The sequence below is a fragment of the Marinomonas algarum genome, assembly GCF_020532605.1.
Lineage (GTDB): Bacteria > Pseudomonadota > Gammaproteobacteria > Pseudomonadales > Marinomonadaceae > Marinomonas > Marinomonas algarum.
In genome coordinates this window covers 1-20,510 of the sequence record NZ_JAJATW010000001.1, presented here as the reverse complement: position 1 = coordinate 20,510, position 20,510 = coordinate 1, and the positions used below count along the sequence as shown (strand labels likewise).

The 20,510-nt window shown below is 43.5% G+C and carries 22 protein-coding genes and 1 pseudogene; 6 read left to right on the top strand and 17 right to left on the bottom strand.

What is annotated here, in order from left to right; all coding sequences use genetic code 11:
* Positions 1-37 precede the first annotated feature (37 nt).
* Positions 38-625 (bottom strand): alpha/beta family hydrolase, encoded by a 588-nt coding sequence (locus LG368_RS00115; protein WP_226752714.1) that lies wholly within the window; start codon positions 623-625, stop codon positions 38-40.
* 123 nt (positions 626-748) lie between these two features.
* On the opposite strand from LG368_RS00115, the gene hemN reads away from it, so the two are divergent.
* Genes hemN through LG368_RS00100 form a run of 3 tightly spaced genes read left to right on the top strand, consistent with a single transcriptional unit; the run spans position 749 to position 3,471 of the window.
* Entirely contained in the window at positions 749-2,119 is a 1,371-nt protein-coding gene (hemN, locus tag LG368_RS00110; protein ID WP_226752713.1) for an oxygen-independent coproporphyrinogen III oxidase, read from the top strand.
* A gap of 23 nt (positions 2,120-2,142) precedes the next feature.
* Complete coding sequence (fnr, locus tag LG368_RS00105) at positions 2,143-2,904, top strand: fumarate/nitrate reduction transcriptional regulator Fnr (RefSeq protein ID WP_226752712.1); 762 nt, start codon at positions 2,143-2,145, stop codon at positions 2,902-2,904.
* A gap of 24 nt (positions 2,905-2,928) precedes the next feature.
* Positions 2,929-3,471 carry an adenine phosphoribosyltransferase gene (locus LG368_RS00100; protein ID WP_226752711.1) on the top strand — a complete coding sequence of 181 codons (543 nt, stop codon included), beginning with the start codon at positions 2,929-2,931 and terminating at the stop codon, positions 3,469-3,471.
* Positions 3,472-3,599: 128 nt separating this feature from the next.
* Here LG368_RS00100 and LG368_RS00095 read toward each other — a convergent pair whose 3' ends face one another.
* From LG368_RS00095 to LG368_RS00080, 4 genes are all read right to left on the bottom strand, one after another.
* Positions 3,600-4,166: a YfaZ family outer membrane protein gene (locus LG368_RS00095; RefSeq protein WP_226752710.1), complete on the bottom strand. Its 567-nt coding sequence runs from the start codon at positions 4,164-4,166 to the stop codon at positions 3,600-3,602.
* 10 nt (positions 4,167-4,176) lie between these two features.
* Positions 4,177-5,016 carry a tRNA 2-thiocytidine(32) synthetase TtcA gene (gene ttcA, locus LG368_RS00090; RefSeq protein WP_226752709.1) on the bottom strand — a complete coding sequence of 280 codons (840 nt, stop codon included), beginning with the start codon at positions 5,014-5,016 and terminating at the stop codon, positions 4,177-4,179.
* Between the two features lie 92 nt (positions 5,017-5,108).
* Complete coding sequence (locus LG368_RS00085) at positions 5,109-5,642, bottom strand: SprT-like domain-containing protein (protein WP_226752708.1); 534 nt, start codon at positions 5,640-5,642, stop codon at positions 5,109-5,111.
* Positions 5,633-7,426, bottom strand: coding sequence for a RecQ family ATP-dependent DNA helicase (locus tag LG368_RS00080; protein ID WP_226752707.1), 1,794 nt, complete (start codon positions 7,424-7,426; stop codon positions 5,633-5,635). The genes LG368_RS00085 and LG368_RS00080 overlap by 10 nt, the downstream gene beginning before the upstream one ends.
* Before the next feature lie 96 nt (positions 7,427-7,522).
* Here LG368_RS00080 and LG368_RS00075 point away from each other — a divergent pair, with 96 nt between their 5' ends.
* The gene (locus LG368_RS00075) at positions 7,523-8,170 is read left to right on the top strand and encodes a UPF0149 family protein (RefSeq protein WP_226752706.1); all 648 of its coding nucleotides are present in this window, start codon (positions 7,523-7,525) and stop codon (positions 8,168-8,170) included.
* A gap of 32 nt (positions 8,171-8,202) precedes the next feature.
* Here the strand turns inward: LG368_RS00075 and LG368_RS00070 are convergent, their stop codons facing one another.
* The 7 genes from LG368_RS00070 to LG368_RS00040 form a co-directional block, all read right to left on the bottom strand.
* Complete coding sequence (locus tag LG368_RS00070) at positions 8,203-9,342, bottom strand: PP2C family protein-serine/threonine phosphatase (RefSeq protein WP_226752705.1); 1,140 nt, start codon at positions 9,340-9,342, stop codon at positions 8,203-8,205.
* 9 nt (positions 9,343-9,351) lie between these two features.
* Positions 9,352-9,654: an STAS domain-containing protein gene (locus LG368_RS00065; protein WP_226752704.1), complete on the bottom strand. Its 303-nt coding sequence runs from the start codon at positions 9,652-9,654 to the stop codon at positions 9,352-9,354.
* 27 nt (positions 9,655-9,681) lie between these two features.
* Positions 9,682-9,987, bottom strand: coding sequence for a BolA family protein (locus LG368_RS00060; RefSeq protein WP_226752703.1), 306 nt, complete (start codon positions 9,985-9,987; stop codon positions 9,682-9,684).
* 79 nt (positions 9,988-10,066) lie between these two features.
* A complete protein-coding gene (locus LG368_RS00055; RefSeq protein WP_226752702.1) occupies positions 10,067-13,456 on the bottom strand; it encodes an SbcC/MukB-like Walker B domain-containing protein in 3,390 nt (1,129 codons plus the stop codon).
* Between the two features lie 3 nt (positions 13,457-13,459).
* On the bottom strand, positions 13,460-14,104 hold the full coding sequence (locus tag LG368_RS00050) for a DUF4194 domain-containing protein (RefSeq protein WP_226752701.1): 645 nt from the start codon (positions 14,102-14,104) through the stop codon (positions 13,460-13,462).
* Complete coding sequence (locus LG368_RS00045; RefSeq protein WP_226752700.1) at positions 14,098-15,495, bottom strand: Wadjet anti-phage system protein JetA family protein; 1,398 nt, start codon at positions 15,493-15,495, stop codon at positions 14,098-14,100. Before LG368_RS00045 ends, LG368_RS00050 begins: the two co-directional genes overlap by 7 nt.
* 36 nt (positions 15,496-15,531) lie before the next feature.
* On the bottom strand, positions 15,532-15,939 hold the full coding sequence (locus tag LG368_RS00040; protein ID WP_226752699.1) for a sirohydrochlorin chelatase: 408 nt from the start codon (positions 15,937-15,939) through the stop codon (positions 15,532-15,534).
* Between the two features lie 177 nt (positions 15,940-16,116).
* Here LG368_RS00040 and LG368_RS00035 point away from each other — a divergent pair, with 177 nt between their 5' ends.
* Entirely contained in the window at positions 16,117-17,022 is a 906-nt protein-coding gene (locus LG368_RS00035) for a TIGR01777 family oxidoreductase (protein WP_226752698.1), read from the top strand.
* A 37-nt stretch (positions 17,023-17,059) separates the two neighbouring features.
* Here the strand turns inward: LG368_RS00035 and LG368_RS00030 are convergent, their stop codons facing one another.
* From LG368_RS00030 to LG368_RS00010, 5 genes are all read right to left on the bottom strand, one after another.
* The gene (locus tag LG368_RS00030; RefSeq protein ID WP_226752697.1) at positions 17,060-17,566 is read right to left on the bottom strand and encodes a DNA topoisomerase family protein; all 507 of its coding nucleotides are present in this window, start codon (positions 17,564-17,566) and stop codon (positions 17,060-17,062) included.
* Between the two features lie 21 nt (positions 17,567-17,587).
* The gene (locus tag LG368_RS00025) at positions 17,588-17,929 is read right to left on the bottom strand and encodes a hypothetical protein (RefSeq protein ID WP_226752696.1); all 342 of its coding nucleotides are present in this window, start codon (positions 17,927-17,929) and stop codon (positions 17,588-17,590) included.
* 12 nt (positions 17,930-17,941) lie between these two features.
* Entirely contained in the window at positions 17,942-18,664 is a 723-nt protein-coding gene (locus tag LG368_RS00020; RefSeq protein WP_226752695.1) for an HAD family hydrolase, read from the bottom strand.
* A 2-nt stretch (positions 18,665-18,666) separates the two neighbouring features.
* Positions 18,667-19,659 (bottom strand): ferrochelatase, encoded by a 993-nt coding sequence (gene hemH, locus LG368_RS00015; protein ID WP_226752694.1) that lies wholly within the window; start codon positions 19,657-19,659, stop codon positions 18,667-18,669.
* A 99-nt stretch (positions 19,660-19,758) separates the two neighbouring features.
* Entirely contained in the window at positions 19,759-20,181 is a 423-nt protein-coding gene (locus LG368_RS00010) for a hypothetical protein (protein WP_226752693.1), read from the bottom strand.
* A 122-nt stretch (positions 20,182-20,303) separates the two neighbouring features.
* On the opposite strand from LG368_RS00010, the pseudogene LG368_RS00005 reads away from it, so the two are divergent.
* Positions 20,304-20,510 (top strand): annotated as a pseudogene (locus tag LG368_RS00005) (IS1380 family transposase); the annotation flags it as partial.

The following is a 20,510-nucleotide window of genomic DNA, read 5'->3' as shown; positions in this document are numbered from 1 at the left end:
CACTTAATTCTAAACATTTGACGCTATTATCCTGTTTTTAAAGCGCATTTTGAAGCCACTTTACAACGGTTGCTGCTATTTCATTGACAACGTCGTCCTGATTTCTATTGTATTTTTTAAGTACATTGAAATCATGGTCAGCGCCTTCCACCCAAACAATCTCAACAAGATGTGAAATGCTCTGTTGAGATACCCACTCAAATCCTCCAAGACGGTCACGAGTGCCTTGAACAATGAGACAAGGCACTTGCAACGCCTGCAAAAATGCCAATCGATGCTTTTCAGTTTTCCCTGCGGGATGAAAAGGGAAGCCAAAGCACACAACCGCTTTCACCATTGGACACGCAGATAGCTGCGAAGCAACCCGCCCCCCCATTGATTTCCCAGACACAACGCAAGACTTTTTTTGTTTAGAAATGACGGCTTCATATTCAGGGATCAGCTTAGCAAAAGCGGGAGGTGGACGCTTCTTCCCCATCGCCTCCTGCTGCTTCATATAATCAAAAGTCATAGGAATGACGGATTCTATTCCTGATGACAAAAGTGCCCTATTAAGCTGCTGTAAAAAAGAACTGCTGTGTCCAGCACCCGCGCCATGTGCTAAATAGAACGGCATAGATATCATAGTAAAGGCTTCCAAAGCTGTTTTAATTAAACGTGACTGTGTGATCGCACCTTGATATGTGTCAGATAACCACTCTAGATGAAGAGGTAAACTCGCATTAGAAAATTTAATAGGAATTACACCATGATCTGGGATTCTTCACTCATCACTAAATACGATTTATCTGGGCCACGCTACACATCTTACCCAACGGCGCCGCAGTTTAACCCTGCTATCAACAAAATTGCACTAATAGACAAGATGCTCACGCCTTCGGACAGGCCGTTGAGTCTGTATTTTCATGTCCCTTTTTGTGCGCATCTTTGCTATTACTGTGCTTGCAACAAAATTGTCAGTAAACGATACAGCAAAGGAGTTGAATACGTAGAACTTCTTAACGAAGAAATGCGCCTCAGAAGCTTAATGCTCGACCATGATAGACCGGTCACTCAACTGCATTTAGGGGGTGGCACACCTACGTTTTTAACGGAAGATCTGCTTAAAACGCTATTTAGTCATATTAATGAGCATTTCACTTTGGTCAATGATGGCACCCAAGACTACAGCATTGAAATCGATCCAAGGGAAATTTCGCGTTCAAAATTAGCATTATTAACTGAAGTGGGCATTAACCGGATCAGTGTGGGCGTACAGGACTTTGATCAAAAGGTACAAAACGCGATACATAGAGTGCAATCTCTCGAAATGGTGGCAGATCTTGTAAATTATTCGCGAGAATTGGGCATTAAGTCCATTAATTTTGATCTCATTTATGGTTTACCCTTTCAGTCAATCAGCGGCTTTAAGGAAACATTAGATCAGGTCATTGAGCTGTCACCAGAGCGAATTTCACTGTTTAATTACGCACACCTGCCAGAGCGTTTCAAAGCACAAAAACGCATATCTGACGACACTCTTCCTGCACCGGAAATGAAGCTTAATTTACTAAAAATGAGCATTGAAGCGTTAATGAATGCGGGTTATGAATACATTGGTATGGATCACTTCGCTAAGCCAGACGATAGCCTTGCTATCGCTCAGAAACAGGGCCAACTGCAACGTAACTTCCAAGGTTATACGACTCATGCCGGTACAGACCTAATTGCTTTTGGTGTCTCTGCTATTAGTGACTTACAAGGGGTATATATTCAAAATCATACTGATTTAGAAGACTATCGTTATAGTATCGAAAGCGGTCAGCTTGCTATCGCAAAAGGTTACGTGAGTGACTTTGACGACCGAGTCCGACACAAAGTCATTATGACGTTGATCTCTCAGTTTGCCCTTAACACAAAAGATATTGAAGAAGAATTTACATTAGATTTTTCTGATTATTTTTCAGAAGAACTAGACAAACTATCCCCCATGATTGATGATGGTATGTTAAATATTGACCAAAGTGGAATGCAGACCACTTTACGAGTTACAGAACGCGGACGCTTACTCATTCGCGGCATCTGTATGGTATTTGATAAATTCTTAAGCAAAAATATAAAGTACTCAAAAGTGATCTAAGTCGAGAGATCAGGGAGATTGAAATGACAGCCACACATGCATCGTCACGTTTTAACAGCACACTTACCTCACAATGCCAAAACTGTAGCCTGAGCGCATTGTGTCTTCCTCTTGCTTTGGCTGATGAAGACATTAATAGGCTTGACCAAATCATTGAACGAAAAAAACCTTTGAAAAAAGGAGAATTTCTCTTCCGTCAAGGTGATGCATTCGGCTCAGTCTATGCAGTCAGATCTGGCACTCTCAAGACATTTAATATTACGTCACTTGGAGAAGAACAGATCACCGGTTTTTATTGTCCAAGTGAATTAGTCGGACTCAGCGGTATCGATGCCGATATTTACCCTGTCTCTGCAAAGGCACTAGAAACAACAACAGTATGTGAAATTCCTTTTAGTCATTTGGAAGAGCTGTCTTCTCATATCCCTTCTTTGAAGCGTCAATTATTTAAAGTGCTGAGCCGAAAAATATCAGACGATCAGCAAATGATGGTTTTGCTAGGCAAAAAAAATGCCGATGAAAAAGTGGCGTCTTTTTTGTTGAACCTCTCTAACCGCTTTAAAAAACGCGGCTATTCTGCCAGCTCTTTTCGTCTTTCTATGTCTCGTGGCGAGATGGGGAATTACTTAGGTTTAGCGGTAGAAACGGTTAGTCGCGTTATTACGCGCTTTCAAAAAAATGAGTTGATTCATGTTGACGGCAAAGAAATTGAGATTATTGATTTTCCAGAAATACAAAAACTGGTCGGAGTGGCGAGTGATTGTGGTAAAATATCAAACATCTAAATACATAATCGAGACTTTTAAAGCATGCTTTACGATGATTTTTACATTAAATCGCTCATTAAAACGGTTGAAGACTGGCCAAAACCCGGCATAAGCTTTCGAGACATCACTCCTATTTTCAGTGATCCAAAAGGAATGAGAATGGTTGTAGATGCTTATGTACACAGATACATTGCATCCGACATCTCACATATCGCTTGTATTGATGCTCGTGGTTTCCTTATTGCTGCTGTTTTGGCTTATGAATTACAAAAACCTCTGATCCTTATACGCAAGAAAGGCAAACTTCCTGGAAAAACCATTTCTCAGAAGTATGCTTTAGAATACGGCGAAGCAGAACTTGAAATACAAGAAGGTTCTGTTAAGGCGGGCGATGAGGTCCTATTGTTTGATGATTTAATTGCAACAGGTGGCACCCTACTCGCGGCCATTGAATTACTCACAGAACAAGGCGCTAACATCAAAGAAGTGGCCGCTATCATCGACCTACCTGATCTCGGCGGCAGTCAAAAACTAAGAGACAACAATATTTCTGTCTTTGGATTGTGCGCCTACGCTGACGAATAAACCTACACACTCTGTAAACTAGTTTTCTGTAGATTAGTTTTTGACTTGTCTGTCAGCTTTAAACACCAGATGATATAAAAAAGGTGACTCTAACTAAGCCACCTTTTTGCTTTTTACTACAAAAGATATTAAAAAATTACGTTTGCGCCAAAAGCAACGCCGTCATTAATTTCTTTACGACTTCCGTCGTTATAGATGGTAACCGTTTCACCATAACTCACATAAGCACGTGCATTACGCATCGTCATGTACTCTAAACGAAACTCATAGTTGTAAGTGTGGTCTAGATCGTTAAACGAAAGCACCTCAGGAGCATAATAAAGAGAGCCATAAATACTCACACGATTCGCTTTCTGAAGAGTATAACGATACCAACCACCCAAGCTTACTGCTAAGGACAAGTCGTTGTCATTAGGTCGATTATTATCAATGGCGTTTAAACGAATGCCCAGCCCTGCTTGCAGTGGGCCACTTGTATCTGAGTCTTCAATGGTTGCACCAACATAGCCTGTTGTGCTGTCAGTATCATCATCACGTGAAAGACCTACATTAAGGCCAAAACTGCCCATATTGACATTAAGGTCCCCTTTAACAGTCTCATTTGTCAAACTCACGCCCGCCGATGAGGCAGCCACAACAGATGACCCGAGAATTCCTGCTGCCATTAATAAGGCTTTACATGTGAAACTATTCATATTTATTGTCCTATAATGAAATGATGTTTAATCTATCGGAAGCCTCTTTTGATGGTTCCAACTCTTTAAAATTGAACAGATCGGTGTCAGCAAGGTGTGATGGCACAACATTTTGCATGGCAGAAAACATCGTTTCAGTTCGTCCTGGAAATTCTTTTTCCCATGTTTGTAGCATCTCTTTCACTACTTGACGCTGAAGGTTTTCTTGAGAGCCACAGAGGTTACAAGGAATGATAGGGTATTCCTTAAGCACAGAAAACGCTTCTATATCTTTCTCTTTGCAATACGCTAAAGGACGAATTACAACGTGCTTTCCATCATCACTTAACAGCTTAGGGGGCATGGACTTCAGTTTCCCACCAAAAAACATGTTCAGAAACAGCGTTTCTAAAATATCATCCCTATGATGGCCAAGCGCTATTTTCGTTGCACCAATTTCTTCCGCAAAGCCATATAAGGACCCTCGACGCAGACGAGAACACAGCCCACAAGTGGTTTTACCTTCTGGCACAATCTCTTTGACAATGCTGTATGTATCACGTTCTAAGATGTGAAAATCAACACCAACCTCTTTAAGGTAAGCAGGTAAAATATGTTCAGGAAAGCCAGGTTGCTTTTGATCAAGATTGACTGCCACAATGCTGAAATTGATGGGCGCACTTGCCTGCAAGTTACGCAGTATTTCAAGCATAGTGTAGGAGTCTTTGCCACCGGATAGACACACCATAATTTTGTCACCTTCTTCAATCATATTGAAGTCAGCAATGGCTTGGCCTGTTAATCTGCGGAGACGTTTTTGGAGCTTATTCAGCTCTAATTTTTCTTTAGGTCGGTTTGATAAATCCATCATAAATACGCTATAAACAAAACGCCGCTATGGTACTACAAGGCGTTCTTTATCGCATTAAAAATGGCAGTTATCGCCTGTAAGTACATTAAAAATCACTTTTTGCCTATAAATTGCAAGGTCACACGACAACATTTACAGACATACTGAACACCTTTAGACGCTCTGTTATGACGATGGGGCGTAAACAGGTGATGCTGGCAGGAACACTTATATTCATAGCAACTTTTAGGCGCTGGCGTCTCAAAGTTATGGGTTCGATTAGGCGCTAACGAATAGACCTTACGCATAACTGCTTGCCACTCTTTACCATGGGGTTTCACTGTGTTGCCATAAATCTGGTAAACAATGAGATGCGACACTTCATGAGGCACGACTGTCTCTAGAAATGTTCTAGTATCTTGGCTAAACATAAAGTGATTAAAGCGCAATTCATTCTTTTGTAAATGGGCTGTGCCTGCTGCCCTGCCCTTTTGTTTGAAGTTATAACTGGCTCGTCGAAAAGAACAACCAAAAAAACGCTCTGCTACTTCGAAACACTCTTTTACTTTTATTCCAATGAGGTCAATGTCTTTGTCTGATATTTGACAAAGAAAAGACGACGAATCTTTGCCTTTTTCTAGGGGCATGGCAGTGCTTCCACTGAGGTAGTGTCAGGGTTTAAGATGGCAAACAGATCATCTGCTACGTCGCTAATGGCCTCCTTTGGCAACCCTGTCAATCGACTTAAAGAAGCCACCGTATTTGGCTTATGCAGACAAATCAACCTTAGTTGCGTCTCACTAATTTTCACCTGTAGACAGCGGTGCTTCCAAGCTAGCACCTTATGCCAGTCCACCTGCTCAGAAGCAAGACAATCCTCATTCAACGTTGGGTAAAAGCGTTCTGTTGTTATGATAACTTGATGTTCACCTCGTAAAATAGAACGCGCTTTTTCATTAATATGCACCGTGAAGCCATATTGACTCTGGACAGAAATAAATTGAAAGGCTATTAAATGGCGTACCACTGCTTTCCATTGGCTTTCAGTTAGTTCTTTACCTTTAGAGAACAAGCTTAACGCCTGTGCATTTGCAGCAACTACGGATTTTGTCTTTTTACCCAGCAACACTTGGATGAGTAATGAAAAAGGCTGCACCCCTTTCGTGTGATAAATAAGCGATAACAGCTTCTGACTTGCAATTGTCATATTCTGTTCAGTCGAGTTGGCAAGACAACGATCACAATTGCCGCAAGCGTCAATAACCTCATCAAAATGTGACAACAAATTTTGGCGCCGACACCCTCGCCCTTCGAGAATCTGAAACAACGAGTTTAAAAGCTGTTGCGGGTTCTTTTTGCCAATGACTACTTGAGTGTTCTCTGTGTGCTGACCTTGTGCATGGAGCAATTGTTGAGCTTGAAGCATATCCTGTAGGCCATACAACAAAAGTGCTTTTGCAGGCTCGCCATCACGCCCGGCACGACCAACTTCTTGAAAATACGCTTCTGGGCTACTGGGTAAATCCAGGTGCACAACAAAGCGAATATGAGAAATGTCGATCCCCATACCGTAAGCAGTAGTTGCAACCATAATAACCCCATGCTGAGAGGAAAATGTCTTATGATTGGACTGCTTTTGCTCCTCGGTCATACCAGCGTGATAATGTAGGCAAGGTAGCCCTAATTCACGAATCCAAGTCGCTATCTCTTCTGTTTTCTTTTTCGACCGACAATAAATAATGCCTGTTTCACCGGCGACTTCATGATGTAGAAAATAAAGAATTTGCTGTTTTGCTTTTCGCTTCTGCGCGATATTTAATTGAATATTACTTCGATCAAAGCTGCTTCTTAGTACTAATGGGCTGACTAGTTGCAGAGTTTGTTGAATGGTTTGAATCGTATCTCGATCAACGGTTCCTGTGAGGGCAATAGTGGGAACGTTTGGGAATAGATCGCGTAACTGACCTAGTTGGCTGTATTCTGGACGAAAATACCCACCCCATTGCGCAATACAATGCGCCTCATCAATGGCAAAGAGCGCGATATCAATACTTTGTAAAAAACGCATGACGGAGGGCTGCATCAGTTTTTCAGGCGATAAGTACAGAAGGTCAATATGTTGTCGATGCAACGACCAAGCAAGATCCTCTTGCTCATTAATATTGAGCGTGGAGTTTAAGAATTTTGCACGAATACCTTTTTTTTCTAATGCGACGACCTGTTGACTCATCAAGGACAAAAGCGGGCTCACTATTACCGCCATTCCAGAGCGCATCAGCCCAGCAACTTGATAGACGAGGGATTTGCCCCCGCCAGTCGGAGCAGCAAGTAAAACATCTTGCCCTGCCTGCAAAGCATCAATCGCCTCTTCTTGCAACGGACGATATTGAGAAAAGCCAAAACGCTTGAGTATTTGTGTCTTTACATTCATTTGGGAATTATCTCTTAACACAGCCTTTTCTGCATCGATTTTTCAGCTTCTTTTCGATAAAATCTTAGGCTTAATTTGTATTAGGAAGACATGTATATGGCACACCAACCTCTCGACGATCTTGAGTTAGAAACACTGGAAATCTTTTTAGAATCAGACCAAGTTCATGAGGAATGTCAAAACTTTGTTATGGCACATGGCTTTTTAACGGCGCTGTCTATCTGTCCCATTGCCATAGCAGAAGAGCAATGGCTTCCTGTTATCTTCGAAGATACCCCTACCTTTGACAATGAAAAGCAAGAAAAACAAATACTTCAGTATTTATCACGTTTATTTTTAGATATTCAAAAAGAGCTAGAATCGGAAGATGGTTTTCTTGTTCCGTGTGAACTTGAGATGGGCGATTCTCCTGAAGAACTGAGTGAACTTCAAGAGTGGGCGACCGGCTTTATGGAAGGTGTTTTCATGACAGAAGGCCAATGGTTTGAGTCTGAAAAAGAAGAATCTGTTGCCGAGCTGTTGCTGCCTATTATGGTGGCATCTGATCTTTTCGATGATGAAGAAGTGGTAGAAATACGCAGCAGCGAAAAGTTGACCACCTCATGTATTGCACAAATCCCTGAAGTCGTAACTGATCTATTTTTGGTACTGAGAACGGAACCAGAAAAACGTCCTTTCCCAAAAACTCGACCTAAGTCAGGGGCTAAAAATAATAAGTCCAAAAAGAAGAACGGTAAAAAATAATCGGTTATTTGCTATGATACACAAGGACGTGTTTAGCACCTAAGAGCAACCAACGTAATATCATCTAGCTGTGCAGACTCACCGCGGTAATCCGCCAGTACTTTTTCAGTGTGATATTGTGCCTTTATTAAGTCTTTTTCAGCATAAGCCGTTTGAATAAGCTGCAAGGCTTTTTCGTCTCCAAACATTAAGCCTTCACTGTTCTTAAGCTCCAACACACCATCAGAAACGATGATCAAAGTGTCTCCTGTTGAGAGCTGATTCGCTTCCAGTTTCCCCTCAAACTCTGAAGCAGGCAAAATACCAAGTGGCATATGCGTCGAACGTAAATAATCCATCTCACCGTTCGTACGACGAATCAGTGCATTGGGCATTCCCCCGCCCCAGTAAAGAATGTCACCGTCGCGCCCCATATAGATTAAATAGCCCGCACAGAACATGTAGTCCGGTAGAATGTTTAATAATATACGATTCATTTTTTCCGCTAACACTTCAATTTTTAGTAAGTCATCAACGGCATCAAAGAATGCCTGCATAATCGGCAAAGCGCCAATGGAAGCCGGTAAACCGTGCCCGGTGAAATCCCCAACAAAAACTAAACGCGCGCCATCAGAGCGTGTTTTCACCAAAGCAAGATCACCGTTAAAACTGGCTGCGGATAAACGGGTTATAGCGACATATTGTGAATTTTTCTCGCTGCGCCCTTGAATATGATCAAGTACATGATGAGCCATCTCGTGTTCACGCTCTATCATGGTTTGATAATAGGTAAGGGCTTTGTTTTTACGATACATTTCTTTCATTAAGTGAATGTGGCGTAAATGTGTTTTCAACCGAATATGAAACAACCCTTCGTTAAAGGGTTTTGAAATAAAGTCGTCTGCACCGGATTGAAAGCACCTGTCCATTACGGCATTGGTTGCATGATCTGATAAACAAATAATCGGCGTAAAACGGTCACCTGATGCGGCTTTCAGTGCGTGCAACAAAGCAAAGCTCTGCTCTAGCTCTGACACAACACCCACAATCACAATATCAGGCATAAACTCGCGAAAAGACGAGCGCGCCGCATCGAATTCAGACTCAATCTTTACGGCCATGCCTTCTTTCTCAGCGTATAGGGAAATAATGTCGCGATACACTGCATCAATGTCTACGCACAATAATTTCATTATCGCCCCTTATTGAATCTCAAAGCGTTTATCAAAACGGGAGATCATCAGTATATTTTTGATAAAGTCATTCGCCCCTTTCAACTCAATTTGCGCCGGCAAATCAATAGCATTACGCATACTCAATAACATACCCAGTGCGGCACTGTCCAAGTACTCCACTTGGCTCATGTCAATAATATAACGCTCATATGTCGTTGATAAATCTGTATAGGCCGCACGAAAATCGTTGAATAAAGAAAAATCAAAACTGCCTAAAACACGAATAATGACACAGTCATTTGGCTCATCTACAGCGACGGTGATACTCATAAAGCAATCAGAATAAGACAGGCTGTCTTATTCTCCTCCCTTACACTTAGGTGACGAAGGAATACTGTCTGCTCGATCCGTCCATTCCTTTATTGTGTGAGTGTGCATTGCAAGCGCATGAAACTTTGGCATTTCATCAGATAAAATAGCGTAGACCATTTGGTGGCGCTGAACAGTGCGTTTGCCTTCGAATGCGTCACTCACCAATACCAGTTTAAAGTGCGTTTCGCTGTCAGCAGGCACGTTATGCATGTAGCTTTCATTTTCCAGTGTCATAAAATGCACAGGTAAGGCGTCTTGAATACGTTGTTCGATTTGTGACTGTATTGTCATGATCATCCCTTTCAGTAGTCGTTTAGTAAATAATAAGAAACCGGTTAAAACGGCCTGAATTTAAAGTGGCACAGACTTATTAACCATTCAGTAATGCTTTGCCTTTTTCTTTAGGGTAGGCAACATCAATAGAAACCGCACCCCCTTCGCGCCAAACACTGATAATGGTATCCATGTTGGCCGCCATTACAGCACGCTTATCATCAGGTGCGGCGGCAATAACCTGCAGACCGATGTCTTTCATAAAGCCCATACAAGTAGAGGTTTTCACCATGTCTATCTTATTAAAGGCTTCGTCAAACATAGCAAGGGAGAAGCCACCGACAATCTCACCTTCGGGGGTTTCATGCAAGCGATAGGTTGTTGACAAGGCCGCAGCGATCGCCAAGTAGAAAGGAATTTGATGCTCCCCTCCTGACCCAGTTTGAATACGCTGACTTAAAGTGGTTTTTTTATTCCCTTCTGAGTCCAGAATATCCACTTCAAAATTATAAAACTTACGGTAGTCCGCTAGGTCTTGTTGCTTCTCTTCATCTGAAATGAGTGCCTGTATGGTTTCTATGGCTCTAATATGATCAGGATCTTCACTGGCACTAATATCAAATAAGCTGCCTACATGAGCCTGATCCTGAGAGCTAAAACGCTCAACCAGTTGTAAAATATCTTTCATATCCCCATTTGGGTAAAAACGGAACTGATAGATTTCCTGATTAAAAGGCCGACGCTTCAGACTGTGGTTAAGCTCTCGAATAATGTGCGCGACCTGATCAAGTGAGTCTTTAAGTTTTGATACGTAATCAGATCGGAAAGTCTCTTCTGCTTCTTTACGGGCTGACTCAGCACGTTTTGCGTATTTTGCTAATTCTGTCTCACTCAGCACCTTGATTTGATAACAGACATACTGCTCAAACTCTTCAAATTTAGAATCCAAATAGTCCAGTTGTATGTCGTTGTCTAAGTTCGCTTGATGATATTTAGCATAGTGGTCAGCGACTTCTTTACGCACTTTTTGATCAAAACCACGCGCCTTATCGCTCGCCCTTTCCGCTCGGCTCATGGCTTCTTTATAGATGGCTGCTCCATTTACCATGCTATTTTCTAACAAAGCATAACGTTCGCTGGCGTATTCAGCATCATAATTAGGATGAGAGGTTAGACGATTACGTTCTTCATCCAAAGTCGATAGCGCAGAACTTAGCTGACTTTTTTGAGTATTCAAGGAACCAAATTGCTCGGCAATTTGTTGGCGCTCTCGATCAAGCTTCTTTTGTTCCAACTCTACGTTTGCAATGCGTACCTTAAGGGCTTCAATACGTTCTTGAAGCTCAGTGTCATCATGCTTTTGTAATTGTGCGATTTCTGCCTCAACCGATTCCAACTCTTGAGCGAGTCGGGTCAAAGTATGACTGGCGCCGCTGAGCGCCTCTGTATCAAACTGGTTATTTGCCATCACACGACCGAGCAAAGTATCTGCTTGCTCAAGGCGTTGGTCTGCTTTTAAGAAGCCAGCCAATTCAGAACTTAACGCCATGAGTTGTTTTTCTCTCGACTCACGCATTCCTTCCGTATTAATGCCAACCATCATATGAGGAACAAATCGAATCGTCGAAATGGTACCGGACAGTTTTAACATGCCATCAGCGGTCATCGCACTGTCTTCACGCAGCAGTTCTCGCTCTGTTTCAACCGGCTTGATACCGCCAAGACGACGATTCAAATACGCTTGAGCGTGATCATTACTGCAACGGATAAAACGTAACGCAGAATGCTGATCACCGCGGTTCAACCAAAGCCGTGTCTGTGTGGTATCAATAACACGACACCCCATTAATTGGCGACGGTGAGCACGAAAGATGCGAATGGCTTCTTCGGCGTCCTCCGGCTCAACAATTAAGGCTTCCCGCTGTGAACCAAGGTAACCTTCTATGGCATCTTGCCACCTGCGATCAACCACTTCCGCTAAGTGGCTCAAGGGCGTTGCGGTGATTTGCGCATCAGCGAGCAAAGCGATTAAACGTTTGGTGTTTTGAGAGAGCGGACTCACACCTCCTTTTAAGGAAGAAACATCTGACTCTAACTGCTTGCATTCGTCTTTGAGGTTCAAAATATTACGGTGCAACACAGAACGCTGTCCGAATACCGCTGACTTTTCAGCGTCTAATAGAGCATTCAGGGCAATAAGCTGTTGCGTTAACGGTTTAAGGTTTCCCTCAACTCGACCCTCTTCCGTGATCAGACCATCGAACTCAGCAAAGCGTTTAATAACATCGACGGTGTCTTGAGTTAACAGATCTTCAAATGCCAACAAAGAGGACAGCAGTAACGTCAGCTGACGTACCTGTAAAATGGCTTTTTGATCTTGTTGCCCCTGCAACACAAGCAGCTTTTTACTTTGCTCAAGCTGCTGAAGTTTAAGACCAACATCGGAGTGCTCGTATTGCTGCTCAAAACGCAACAATTGGCTTTGCAGCTGCTTAATTAGACTGCCTTGCGTGGCCAATTCTTCGTCTATTTCTTCTTCACGCTCTTTTTGCAACTCGTATTGATCTTGAATATCGTCTTGTTTGCTGCCTAGCTCATCAAAACGTGCCTCGGTCGCAATCCATTGATAATTCACCGAACTTTGTTCTTGCTGGTGCTTTTTGCCGCAGTCTTGCTGAATCAGTACAAGATCATCAATGCGCTTAGACACTTCAAGTGTCTTGGCTTCTAACTGACGATACTCATTAAGGGATTTCTGATACGCCCCGATTTGCAAAGGCGCTTCTGCCAATACAAAGTCTTGGACAAAGCGAGTGGGTGACGCAATGGGAACAAATTTCAACGCATTTTTAAAATTCTTTAAAAAACCGTCCAACGTGATCAATTTGTCGTTACTTGGACTCAACTCTTCGAGGTAACGATTAATGTATTGAGTCGCCGACGCACTGCCTGATTTAATGTAAGGATCGAGGCAATTCTTTTTCATGGCCTCCCGCACATCAATCCAAGGCTTTGCTTGATAACTCTTACCGTCCATTTGGTCAATAAAGTCTGTTTTTCTGACGCCGACATTAGACAACACAAAACGCCCCAACACATCTTCTTCTGGAGACGCCAAGGACGCACTCAATGCCAAACCGACGGTGGACTCTTTTTGCGTTATGCTGTCTTCAAAGACAAGTGCCAAGTAGCTCACCGCATCTTCTCTAGGCTGCGTACCAAACACTTTTGCATTCGCTTGACCTGAATCTATCATGCCAAGAATATAGGAACGAATGCTACGACCGCTGGCTTTGCCGTCATTGGCACTGGCATTATAATTTAGGTGTCGCTTGCTCGCCCCGGTCAAAACCGTCTGAATGGCATCCAACAATGACGACTTACCTGACCCGGTGGGCCCGATAATCGCAGTATTACCTCGAATATCAATCTCTTCTGCGCCCAACAGGTACCAATTCACCAATACGATTCGATTTAACTTTTTCATTGATTAGCCTTCGTCCTGATTAACATCTTGTTGGGTGTCTGAATCTTCTTCAATATCGTCTTCATCGGGATCGGAACCGTTGAACGACTCTAACTGGCGCAGATACGCTTCAGTCACGATCAATCTCACCACAGGCGTAATATTAATGATTTGGTTTTTACTGTCTTCTTCGTACGTTTTGCCACGAATTAACACACCGTGACGGCTTAACAAAGCCAAAATATCTTTGAAACGGGTCTCGTTAGGTACATCACGTTTGACCAACTGCACAAAACGATCAAGGATAGTACGGGTGTTGCTTGCTACGAAACCATTATCCACTTCAAAGTTTTCTATCTTTTCTTCATAGATCTGGCGGAGTATCAATAGGAACAGCGTTTCATCGGTTTTCAGTCTTACAAACGCTTCCTTTTGAATCGGCAATACGCCAGCCAAACGCTCGTTTTCGTTGATGTATAATTTCATGCCTAACGCGGAAAACAAACGGTCAAAATACTCCTGATAGGACTCAAGCAACAAATAATGTTTACGCTGACCATGCTTATAGGCACTGGCGAATTGATTGGCTAATACGAAATTGGCTGTATGCTGAAACTCTTCTACGTCTTTTCCAGACTCTTCAACCACTTTTTTTAACTCTTTTAACATGGTGCTTTACTCCTACGCACGACCGTAAATTCGCGACATTCAACGAAGCTGTGTACGTCTAGATAACGATGTGTAAACTGTATTTCAAAAGCGTCTTCAATCTTCTTAGCGCTGACACCAAGTGACCCAACGTAACGCAGATGGTCAAAGCATACAAAGTCTTCAACTGACTCAATCGTGAAATCAAGAATGTGTTTGCTGGGATTGTTAGAGAGCTGCTTTTCCAGATAACTTTCCATTTTAGGCAATGTTACTTGGCGGGCTTCATGGAATCGGCGTTGTTGATCACGTACTTTGATGGCTTCAGCAGAGACTTCTGCAGGCGTCATAATACGAGGTGGTGGCGGTTCACGTCGTTTGGAGGGCTGCGCTGCTGATGCAACACCAATAAAGCGACTGCCAATCATGCCCTTCAATACGGGTGGAGCATCAAATTTAGCGGCATCAGAGATAATCCCTGCGATTTTATTGGCCATACCGGGGCGAGAGCTGTCCATATATCGAGCCGTGTCTGCTGCACGTTTTTCGAGACGATAGCGGTATTCGTCTATCCGCTCCAACCGTTGTTCAATATTGCTAAAGGTCTGTATGATGTCTCGACAATCCTTCTCCACCATGGCCTTGGCTTTGTCCATAGAAATAAGCTGCTGGTCGGCATAGCACTGAGCGATATTGTCTAGTACATCGAGATCGCTTAAAAAAGCATGGGTCAGCTCTAAGATTTGTCGCCTAAAACGAAAGGGGTTGTTACTGGTTTTGAGCGTCTTGTAGTCAGTAATGAGAATGCCTTCCACAAAAAGATCAAAGAACCCAGCGACAATGGCCTTTGGGTCACGACTTTCAAACAACTCTAATTGTAGACTGCGAATACCAAGCAAAATCTGATTTAAGTGCGCCGAAAAATCCCGTGCCGCTTCGGCAGACTGACTGAGCGTCACTCCCCTTTCTGTTGGGTGATTCGCAACAGACTCAAGATTGCTTAGGATACTTAATACAGTGGCACCGTAATTGCGCTTGCCGTGATGACTGATTTCAATCAAGGCTTTGAGCAACATAGAAATTTGTGGCGTCATCAAAACACTAACACGATACAACTCTTGCTCTTCGACCAGCCAGCCTGTGCTTACGAGGCGATGGTAGATTCTTAAAGCGTAATCATGAATTGTTTTAGGCGAATCAAAGGACTCTTTTTGATCGTCATGCCAGGCTAATGTGTCTAGCTTGTGCAAGGTGTCTTCAATTGACTCAATGATGACGGATTTGTCTTTAATAGGATCATCCGCATGATCATAAAAGATATCGGCTAAATCAATCAGAACGGCTTCAATCAAGGTCTTGTTGGAACCGCTCAATGCCTGAAAGAGCTCATCTGGCAAATGTTTAAATAGCATTAAGTGGGCTCCAGCCATGGATAACAACACACATGGCTAAACTTTACCAAGATGCGTGGCGACAACCGTTTGCATCGCTTGCTTTACAAGGTCGTCATCACCGATAGGTGGCAGTAAGGTGATTTGCAATTGATCGGTTTGTAATGCCGTAATCTGAGCCGGCACATCGCGTCTCAAGTGACGACCCACAGCTAAGAAAAGAGGCAATACGGCAATGTGTTTGTGTGTTGGATCAAGTTGTTCAACCACGTCTTCAAGGGAAGGTGTGGTGAGCTCCATATAAGCAAGACTGACCTGTTCTGCGCCGTAGGCCTCAGTGACCTGCTGGTAAAGCGTTTCAAACGGCTCTTTCCAACGAATATCCGGGCTTCCATGTGCAAGAAGTATGATGTGATCGTATTCTTTACGTAGCATTTTGATACCTAATGTTTCTTGATGCGTCATTTTATCTATCCTCTGATAGAAAAAGAAGGTGCGGAGGAAAAAAGCTTATAATCTTCTGGTCTTTATTAAGAAAAAAACTGGTACAGTAACAGTGTGATGGGAAAAAGTGGCAGACTGATCCTATTTCTTTGTTTCTACGTAATATTTTAACCTCCACAGTCTACATAAGGTCATGGAATGAACATACTTTTATCCGGCGCGACAGGGTTTATTGGGCAGTCTCTACTGGAGACACTTTCTCAGAATTCTTCTCACCCCCTTTCATTAGGCAATCACAAAATTTATGCGTTAGTAAGGGCAATAAAACCCAACCTTAGCGCGGATATCACTCAGGTCACCCTAGACACATTGCCCAATCTGGATGCCAAAATAGATGTGTTCATTAATCTTGCAGGCGAAAATATTGCCAGTAAACCCTGGACTGAAAAGCGCAAGCACGAGTTACATGAAAGTCGAGTAACCCTCACGGATGCCGTACGTGCTTCTTTAAAGCATCCACCTTCTGTGGTCGTATCCATGTCGGCAATTGGCTTTTATGGTGTGTCTAAAGACGGTATTTTCGATGAAGACACACTGCCCGAGTCTGGCTTTGCCCATGACCTATGTAAGGCATGGGAGGCGTCTGCTAAAGCCTTTGAAAGTGCTCAAACCCGTGTGGTGATCTATCGTTTGGGTGTCGTCTTGGGCAAGGGCGGTGCGCTTGAGAAAATGCGCCTTCCCTTCAAACTAGGTGGCGGCGGCCCTATTGCGGGTGGCGATCAATGGTTTGCTTGGATTCATATACAAGACGTTGTTAAGGCTATTTTGTCTGCAGTGACAGATTCCGATTATCAGGGTGTATACAACTTGGTCGCACCACAGCTGGTTAAACAAAAAGACTTTGCAAAGGCCTACGGCTCAGCATTAGGTCGACCTGCTTTGTTACCCACACCAAAATGGTTACTGACATTGATTTTTGGAGAAATGGCAAGTTTATTAACAGAAGGGCCACAAATCATTCCAAAGCGATTGGAAAAACAAGGGTTTGATTTTTCTTACCCAGACATTGCCCTAGCGCTGCAACAAATTGAACATAACCATTGATACTGCATGTCCAAAAAATTACATGCCCAAAAAGAGACTACCCACGTCTCTTTTTGGGGACAGGCATGCCGTTATCATCATTCAGCGTATTTGTGCAGACTGGGTAGGTAATACACCCCCAAAAGTAGCCATTTTTACTTTTTTTTCTTACTAAATAATGGCCGCAGGATCGGCAAGGGTATTTTTTTGTACTGGACGGGACACCATTATCATCTTCTACGGTTACTTTGCATTCAGGGTAGCGAGAACATCCCCAAAATACGTTGTCTTTAAAGGTTTTTTTGCGCAAGGGTGACTGGCAAGATGGGCAAAGATAGCGTTTCGCTCTAACCGGCTTTCCCCCCTCATCGTTCGCGGTGTAATCGCAGGAGGGATAAGATTCACACCCCCAAAAGTCACCTTTCGCCCCCTTCTTTAGTAGCAATAGAGATTGACACTTAGGACAACGGTAGCGCACTTTTGCCGCAGTAATACGAGCATCATCTTGCTCCAGAAACTCTTGTTCCCAGTTAGAATGACGAATATTACGATCGGAATCAGTCACGACTTGGTTGTCTCGCCCCGACTAATCTTTAAAGCAAAACAGACTGTCTTTGTCGCAATCACTGTCGTTGATGTATTCTTTGACCTTGTCGACACCTTTTTTAGCTCCCTCTTTGGTTGCTGATCCGGCTTCTTTCATTTTTTCCCAAACGACCTCTCCGTTTTCGCCAGCGCTTTTCGATGCTTTTTCACCAAGCACGGAGGCTTTTTCACCTAAGTCTGCAGACACCTCTTTGGTTTTTTCCCAAAAATTTTCTGCCGTGACCTTCGCTTTATCGATCGACTTATCCATTGAACTGTCGTCTGCTTGTAACACGCCAGAAACAAGCAACAGGGCAACACAAACACTTTTTACTTTCATCATATTATGGCCTTTTTATCTTAACGAAACGCGCGATAACCAAGGTATTAATTGGCTCATGTCATCCAGCTGCGTGAGCTGAGGGTATTGCCCTAAGATATCGTCAGACACTTCTTCATGAGCCCATGTCGTATGGTAAGAAATGTGCAGCGCTCTAGCACCTATGTCTAACACAGGTAATATATCTGATTTGAGCGAGTTCCCTACCATTAAAAAATTTTCTGCCGAACATTGATAGCGCTGAAGAATTTGTTGGTACGTTGACGCCTTCTTATCACTGACAATTTCAATATCATCAAAATAATCTACAATCCCTGACCGCGCAAGCTTACTTTCTTGATCGAGCAAATCTCCCTTTGTGATGACCATAAGCTGATAGTTACCTTTGAGTTGAGACAGCACAGACTCAACATGCTCCAAAAGTTCCACTGGAGAAGCCAGCATGATTTTAGCCAGCTGGATAATCTGGTGAATTTCGCTGCCGGTGACTCGACCTTCTGTCAATTCGATCGCGGTTTCAATCATCGACAGGGTAAAACCTTTGATGCCGTAGCCAAAATGCGCCAAGTTATGAATTTGCATCTCGGCTAAATGCGAACGAATAAAATCCTCATTCTGATAAGGCAGAAGCAGGCGAATAAACTCATCCTGAGCATGCGCAAAAATATCTTCATTACGCCATAAAGTATCGTCCGCATCGAATGCGATTCGCACAATAGGCGCGGCAGGCTTTGTCATAGTTACGTCCATTGCTTGGTGTTTTGCTCTATCAGATCCATGTACAAAGCAACCTGCTCAGGAGAGTCGTTCAAAGCGGGAATGTAGTCAAACGCTTCACCACCGTTGTCTTTAAATTCGTCACCCAGCTCAAGCGTGATCTCTTCCAGTGTTTCAATACAATCGATAGCAAACGCTGGGCTAATTACGTTGATTCTTTTTATACCCTGAGACGGAAACATCTTTAACGTGGCATCGGCATAAGGCTTCAACCATTCTTCACGACCAAATCGAGACTGATACACATGCGTCCACTCATCATCACTTAACCCTAACTCTTCTGCAACCAAGCGACTGGTTGTCGTGCAACGCCTTGCATAAGGATCGCCGTTAGTCACATAACGCTTAGGGATACCATGGAAAGACATTACAAGATGGCGGCGCTCGCCCTGCTTCTCCCATTGTCTGCGGACAGAATCGGCTAATGCTTTGATATACAGTGGGTGATCAGCGTAATCATGCAACAACTGCAAAGCAGGCCAATGAGGACATCTACCTAACGAAGACATCAAGCGGTCATAAGCAGCGGCAGTCGTGGTCGCCGAAAACTGAGGGTACATTGGCACGACAATGATGTTGGTGACACCTTGCGCCCGTAATGCGTTCGCGGCTTTTTCAACACTTGGGTTACCGTAAGTCATGGCCAGCTCAACAGGCACGTCATGACCGGCTTTTTCAGATAACGCAAGTTTAACGTTTTCCTTAAGACGTTGGCTAAGCACCAACAAGGGTGAGCCCTCGTCCATCCAAACCTGCTGATACACCTTCGCCACCTTAGGCGGTCGAATGGTAAGAATGACCAAATTTAAAATAGGCTTCCACAGCAGGGGGTTAAGATCAACCACTCGGCTATCAGAAAGAAATTCCCTGAGGTAACGGCGAACATCCGATGTATTTGGCCCGTCCGGTGTGCCAAGGTTCATCATTAAAACGCCATAATTACTTGTGCTCTTCATGTCATACCTTTGAATCAAGATGATTAGATTATTTCCGTAAGCTTAACACTTATCACTGTAATTACTCATAAAGCCTAAAACTAGATCGTTTTATCTGTTTCAAAACCAGAAACGCACCAATGAGCACAGCAGGTAAACCGCCACACACAAAGATAAAACGCGCTTATCCAGTGTATTACCACGCCCTAAGCAAAACCAGTATCCCAGTCCATAACTCATTCCCAATAAGACGGCAGAGGGTAAATGCACGGCACCTGCAAACCCAATAAGGTCAAATGTCTTACTACTCTGTGCTGGATACAAGAAACCGACCATCGCGGCGATGGCAGCAAACAGGGCAAGACCGTCGGTTGAACCATTGATTTTACTGGGGAGAACGCCCTGCCAGCGATTTAGTCGTGTCAATATTGCTTGACCGCTGGTGCCAGATATCACCGACACGCTACCCAAAAATAACCCTATTGGCAGTCGGAGCAGACGATTGTGTGTTGTGTTTTTTTCTGTGTCTCTTATCTCAGGCAACGGACTTTTACCTGATTCCGTGACTTAAAACCCCTCTCACACCCCTGCAGAGCTGTAATCATACGGCCTGAAGCAGTAAAATGACCACTGCTTTTCGTTCACCCAGACAGTGACTTTTTTCCATGCGCACCTTCAAACTCGAACAGTCTAAAACCGAGACTATCACACCCCATGGCGGCCTGGCGTTGGTCGGACATTGCCTCAACAAACAGACCTCGCTGGCCAAAACCTCACGCTCAGTCGTCAAGCGTCATGGCATTGCAAACATCGATCTCATTCGCACCTATCTGGGGCTGATTTGCCTCGGCAAAAGCGACTTCGAAGCCGTT

What these genes read in the sequence shown, in the direction of transcription:
- LG368_RS00050 (WP_226752701.1), bottom strand. Translation starts at nt 14,104, where the DNA reads ATGTTAAAAGAGTTAAAAAAAGTGGTTGAAGAGTCTGGAAAAGACGTA.
- LG368_RS00040 (WP_226752699.1), bottom strand. Translation starts at nt 15,939, where the DNA reads ATGACGCATCAAGAAACATTAGGTATCAAAATGCTACGTAAAGAATAC.
- LG368_RS00115 (WP_226752714.1), bottom strand. Translation starts at nt 625, where the DNA reads ATGATATCTATGCCGTTCTATTTAGCACATGGCGCGGGTGCTGGACAC.
- LG368_RS00065 (WP_226752704.1), bottom strand. Translation starts at nt 9,654, where the DNA reads ATGAGTATCACCGTCGCTGTAGATGAGCCAAATGACTGTGTCATTATT.
- LG368_RS00095 (WP_226752710.1), bottom strand. Translation starts at nt 4,166, where the DNA reads ATGAATAGTTTCACATGTAAAGCCTTATTAATGGCAGCAGGAATTCTC.
- fnr (WP_226752712.1), top strand. Translation starts at nt 2,143, where the DNA reads ATGACAGCCACACATGCATCGTCACGTTTTAACAGCACACTTACCTCA.
- hemH (WP_226752694.1), bottom strand. Translation starts at nt 19,659, where the DNA reads ATGAAGAGCACAAGTAATTATGGCGTTTTAATGATGAACCTTGGCACA.
- LG368_RS00080 (WP_226752707.1), bottom strand. Translation starts at nt 7,426, where the DNA reads ATGAATGTAAAGACACAAATACTCAAGCGTTTTGGCTTTTCTCAATAT.
- LG368_RS00070 (WP_226752705.1), bottom strand. Translation starts at nt 9,342, where the DNA reads ATGAAATTATTGTGCGTAGACATTGATGCAGTGTATCGCGACATTATT.
- LG368_RS00045 (WP_226752700.1), bottom strand. Translation starts at nt 15,495, where the DNA reads ATGCTATTTAAACATTTGCCAGATGAGCTCTTTCAGGCATTGAGCGGT.
- LG368_RS00025 (WP_226752696.1), bottom strand. Translation starts at nt 17,929, where the DNA reads ATGATGAAAGTAAAAAGTGTTTGTGTTGCCCTGTTGCTTGTTTCTGGC.
- LG368_RS00035 (WP_226752698.1), top strand. Translation starts at nt 16,117, where the DNA reads ATGAACATACTTTTATCCGGCGCGACAGGGTTTATTGGGCAGTCTCTA.
- hemN (WP_226752713.1), top strand. Translation starts at nt 749, where the DNA reads ATGATCTGGGATTCTTCACTCATCACTAAATACGATTTATCTGGGCCA.
- LG368_RS00055 (WP_226752702.1), bottom strand. Translation starts at nt 13,456, where the DNA reads ATGAAAAAGTTAAATCGAATCGTATTGGTGAATTGGTACCTGTTGGGC.
- LG368_RS00100 (WP_226752711.1), top strand. Translation starts at nt 2,929, where the DNA reads ATGCTTTACGATGATTTTTACATTAAATCGCTCATTAAAACGGTTGAA.
- LG368_RS00060 (WP_226752703.1), bottom strand. Translation starts at nt 9,987, where the DNA reads ATGACAATACAGTCACAAATCGAACAACGTATTCAAGACGCCTTACCT.
- ttcA (WP_226752709.1), bottom strand. Translation starts at nt 5,016, where the DNA reads ATGATGGATTTATCAAACCGACCTAAAGAAAAATTAGAGCTGAATAAG.
- LG368_RS00020 (WP_226752695.1), bottom strand. Translation starts at nt 18,664, where the DNA reads ATGACAAAGCCTGCCGCGCCTATTGTGCGAATCGCATTCGATGCGGAC.
- LG368_RS00075 (WP_226752706.1), top strand. Translation starts at nt 7,523, where the DNA reads ATGGCACACCAACCTCTCGACGATCTTGAGTTAGAAACACTGGAAATC.
- LG368_RS00085 (WP_226752708.1), bottom strand. Translation starts at nt 5,642, where the DNA reads ATGCCCCTAGAAAAAGGCAAAGATTCGTCGTCTTTTCTTTGTCAAATA.